The following is a 4,027-nucleotide window of genomic DNA, read 5'->3' as shown; positions in this document are numbered from 1 at the left end:
CCTGACGGGGCGGGCCCGGCTTCCGGGGCCACAGTGCGGAAGGAGGTGCCATGACCGGTCAGGACTGGATGGAGAAGGACTTCTACGCCGTGCTGGGCGTGTCCAAGGACGCCGACGACGCGGCCGTCAAGAAGGCCTACCGCAAGCTCGCGCGCCAGTACCACCCCGACCAGAACCAGGGGAACGCCGCGGCGGAGTCCAAGTTCAAGGAGATCGGCGAGGCCTACGCGGTGCTCTCCGACGCGGAGCAGCGCCGCCAGTACGACGCCGTGCGCGCCATGGCGGGCGGCGCCCGCTTCTCGGCGGGTGCCGGCGGTGCCGGGGCCGGCGGGTTCGAGGACATCATGGGCGCCATGTTCGGCGGCGCCCAGGGCACGGGCGGCCGGGGCGGGCCGCGCGTCCGCTACCCGCAGGGTGGGAACGGCGGCTTCGAGGACATCCTCGGCTCCATGTTCGGCGCCGGCGCAGGCCGGACGGCCTACGGCGCGGGAACCACCGGATACACGACCCCGACCCCGGGCGCGGACGTCGCCGCCCAGGTCACGCTGCCGTTCCGGGCAGCCGTGGAGGGTACGACGGCGGAGCTCGAGGTCAACGGCCGCACCATTACGGCCCGGATCCCCGCGGGGATCAACGACGGCAAGAAGATCCGGCTGCGCGGCAAGGGCCGGCCCGGGGTGGCCGGCGGTCCGGCGGGGGACCTCGTCGTCACCGTGCACGTCACGCCGCACCCGGTCTGGACGCTGGACGGCGTGGACCTGCGCATGACCGTGCCCGTCACGTTCGCGGAGGCGGCGCTCGGCACCACGCTGGAGGTGCCCACCCTGGACGGCGCCACCGTGCGGCTCAAGGTGCCCGCAGGCACGCCGTCGGGCCGGGTGCTGCGCGTCAAGGGCCGTGGCGTGCGTACCGCGAACGCGACCGGTGACCTGCTCTTCACCGTGCAGGTGGCCGTGCCGCAGAAGCTCAGCAAGAAGGCCAGGCAGGCGCTGGAGACGTTCGCCGCCGAGAGCGACGGCGAGGACGTGCGCGCCGGGCTGGCCGCGCGGGCGGCGGAATGACGACCGGTGCGGTGGGGCGGCTGCCCCGCCGCACCGGGTTCGGCTAACCTGCCCGGACCAACAGTGCAAAAGAGACTTCGGAGGTGCGCATGGTCGACGACGACACACCCGTGCTCACCGTGTCCAAGGCCGCCGAGCTCGCGGGCATGCACCCGCAGACCCTGCGGCAGTACGACCGCCTCGGCCTCGTGGTGCCCCGGCGCACGCGCGGCCGCGGCCGCCGGTACTCGCGGCGCGACGTCGCACGCCTGCTCCAGGTCCAGCGGCTCGCCCAGGGCGAGGGCATCAACCTCGCCGGGATCAAGCGGATCCTCGACCTGGAGGCGCACGTCTCCGTCCTGGAGGAGCGCCTCGGCGACCTGCTGATGCGGGTCCAGGAGGAGGGGCGCGTGTTCGCCGCCGGGCCGGCGGCGGGCGACGTCGTGGTGGTCCAGCGTGGTCAGCGCGTCCGCAGCGCGGCGGTGCGCGTGGACCTGGAGCACCGTGCCGCCGGCGGGGGCGCCGTGGTGCTCTGGCGGCCGGCCCCGCGGCGCGAGGAGTGACCGCTTCCTCGGTGCGCGGCTGATTTCAGCAATGCCATTCTTTCGTTAATCAAGAATGCACGCCCGAGTATAGGTAAGGCATTCCTTGCTCTACGCGATCCACCATTTCGGAATACGATCGGTGTATTCCGCAGGAGTGACGCACCGAGCGAGGAGAGATGCCATGAGCACGCTGATGGAAATGCCCGAGGTCGTCGAGTGCTCGATCGACGGCTGCGGGTACAACCACGAGCACGGCTGCCACGCCGGCGCCGTCACCATCGGAGGGCACGCGGGCGACGCCGCCTGTGCCACGTTCATCCCGCTGAGCACCAAGGGCGGCCTGGAGAAGGTGATCGCCCACGTCGGCGCCTGCCAGCGCGCGGAGTGCACCCACAACGACCACCTGGAGTGCAACGCGACGTCGATCCGCGTCGGACCGGGCCCCGAGGACCCGGGCCACGCCGACTGCCTCACCTTCGAGCCGAACGGCGCAGCGCAGCAGGTCTGAGTACGTCCGGCAGGGCCGAGGGTCCGGGTGCTCGTCGTCGAGCACCCGGGCCCTCAGCGCGCCAGGTGGTCCAGGAGGAGCAGGGCGTCGCCGTGCGTCCCGGGGAGCCGCTCGACCCACACCCGGGTCGGGCGGCGCACCTCTGTCGTCAGGCCGAGCACCTCGGCGTTGCGCTCCACGACGCGGCGCAGCGACTGGCCGAGCTCCGCCGTCGTCGGACCGCGCTCGCACAGCACCACGAACGTGCCGTCGCCCACGGCGGCCATCGGGTGGCCCTCGCCGAACACCTGGTGCAGGGTGCGGCCGATCGCGGCGGAGCGCGCCAGGCGCTGCCACGTGTCGAGGTTCTCCAGGCCCACGTCGAGCACCAGCAGGCAGTGGGACTCGCCCGCGGTCGAGCCGGTGCGCTGGGCCACGCCGTAGGTCTCGCGCAGCCGCTCGCCCAGGTACTCACCCGTGGGCAGACCGGTCGAGGGGTCGTGCGTGGCGATCTGGTAGGGCACGCGCTCGCGCTCCCCGACCCAGCCGATCGCCGCGGCGCGCAGCGCGCCGACGTCCGTGGGGCGCCCGAAGGCGGCGTAGAGGCAGGCGACGTCGTCCAGGGCCTCGGTGATCCCGGCACCCACACCGGCGCGCGCCGCACCGAGCCGCTCGGCCGGCGCGATCACGCCACGGCCCTCGGCCAGTGCCTCTGCTAGCGCTTCTGCGGCGGGGTGCTCCCAGTCGTTCGGCCGGATCCATACCGACGCCAGACTCGTAGCGCGCCACCGCTCGCGCAGGTCGTGCACACGCACCCGCGCCTCCTGCTGTGCCTCGCTCATACTGATGGGACCCTCACGGGGATACATCATGACGCACCTTCGGAGGTGACGTGCCGGACTTCACCCGGGCATCACCCCGGAATCTGGAATTCCACCCCCTAAATCTTGCGCCTGGCTCTATAGTCTTGGCAGGACGGCGACAGTCAACGGCAGCGCGACCACCGCGAGAGTCTGGGTAGACGTGAGGCAAGTCGAGAGCAGCACAGGGGAAACCCCTAGCGACGCGGAACTGATCCTGCAGGTCAGGTCAGGTGACCGTGATGCTTTTGGCGTGCTCTACGAGCGTCACTCGGCCGCCGCTCGTGCCCTCGCCCGCCAGTACGTCCCGGCCGCCGACGCGGAGGACGTCGTCGCCGACGCGTTCAGCAAGCTGTTCGAGATGCTGCGCCGCGGGGTCGGCCCCGACGCCGGGTTCCGCCCGTACCTGTACACGATGGTCCGCCACCGGTCGTTCGACGTGTCGCGCGGCGCCGCGCGCACCCGCCCGAGCACCGACGACGAGATCGAGTCCGTCCTCGGCCGGGTGGCCTCGAAGGACGACCCTGCGCTCGAGGGCTTCGAGCGCAGCGTGATCGCCAAGGCCTACGTCGACCTGCCGGAGCGGTGGCGCGAGGTCCTCTGGTACGTGCTCGTGGACGAGCTCAAGCCGGCCCAGGTCGCGCCCGTGCTCGGTCTCAGCCCCAACGGCGTGTCCGCCCTGCTCTACCGCGCCAAGGAGGCGCTGCGGGCCGGGTACCTCCAGCAGCACCTGACGCACGCGCCGTCGGACACCTGCCGCACCGTCAACCCGCTGCTCGGCGGGTACGTGCGGGCGAGCCTGTCCAAGCGCGAGACCACCAAGATCGACGAGCACCTGTCCACCTGCGCCACGTGCAGCGCCCTCGTGCTCGAGCTGCACGACGTGGCGCACGGCATGAAGACCGTCATCGCCCCGCTGGTGCTGGGCGCGGGCGGCCTCGCCCTGGTCGGTGCCGGCGCCCCGATCGGCGGCATGGTCGTCGCCGCGAAGGCCGGCGCGGGCGCGGCGGCCGGTGGCGCGCACTCCGCCTCCGCCATGAGCGCGGCGTCGAGCGGCTCGTTCTCCGGCGCGGTGTCGTCCGCCGTCTCCACCAC

The 4,027-nt window shown here is 72.5% G+C and carries 5 protein-coding genes; 4 read left to right on the top strand and 1 reads right to left on the bottom strand.

Annotated features, from left to right (window positions below; all coding sequences use genetic code 11):
- Positions 1–50 precede the first annotated feature (50 nt).
- The 3 genes from ACFWEJ_RS27725 to ACFWEJ_RS27715 all read left to right on the top strand — a co-directional run bounded on the left by ACFWEJ_RS27725 (position 51) and on the right by ACFWEJ_RS27715 (position 2,093).
- Positions 51–1,061, top strand: a complete 1,011-nt coding sequence (locus tag ACFWEJ_RS27725) for a DnaJ C-terminal domain-containing protein (RefSeq protein ID WP_377232387.1) — start codon at positions 51–53, stop codon at positions 1,059–1,061.
- Positions 1,062–1,150: 89 nt separating this feature from the next.
- Positions 1,151–1,603 carry a heat shock protein transcriptional repressor HspR gene (locus tag ACFWEJ_RS27720; protein ID WP_377232386.1) on the top strand — a complete coding sequence of 151 codons (453 nt, stop codon included), beginning with the start codon at positions 1,151–1,153 and terminating at the stop codon, positions 1,601–1,603.
- A 163-nt stretch (positions 1,604–1,766) separates the two neighbouring features.
- Positions 1,767–2,093, top strand: a complete 327-nt coding sequence (locus tag ACFWEJ_RS27715) for a DUF1540 domain-containing protein (RefSeq protein ID WP_377232385.1) — start codon at positions 1,767–1,769, stop codon at positions 2,091–2,093.
- Positions 2,094–2,146: 53 nt separating this feature from the next.
- On the opposite strand, the gene ACFWEJ_RS27710 is transcribed toward ACFWEJ_RS27715, so the two are convergent.
- Positions 2,147–2,914, bottom strand: a complete 768-nt coding sequence (locus ACFWEJ_RS27710; RefSeq protein ID WP_285107839.1) for a hypothetical protein — start codon at positions 2,912–2,914, stop codon at positions 2,147–2,149.
- A gap of 271 nt (positions 2,915–3,185) precedes the next feature.
- On the opposite strand from ACFWEJ_RS27710, the gene ACFWEJ_RS27705 reads away from it, so the two are divergent.
- Positions 3,186–4,027: sigma-70 family RNA polymerase sigma factor (locus tag ACFWEJ_RS27705; RefSeq protein ID WP_377232384.1), on the top strand; the 842-nt coding region annotated here is incomplete at its 3' end.

The sequence above is a fragment of the Promicromonospora sp. NPDC060204 genome (genome assembly GCF_042728455.1).
In the GTDB taxonomy this organism is placed as follows: domain Bacteria; phylum Actinomycetota; class Actinomycetes; order Actinomycetales; family Cellulomonadaceae; genus Promicromonospora.
Note: the sequence above shows the minus strand (reverse complement) of the source record. Positions and strands in the feature narration are given on the sequence as shown.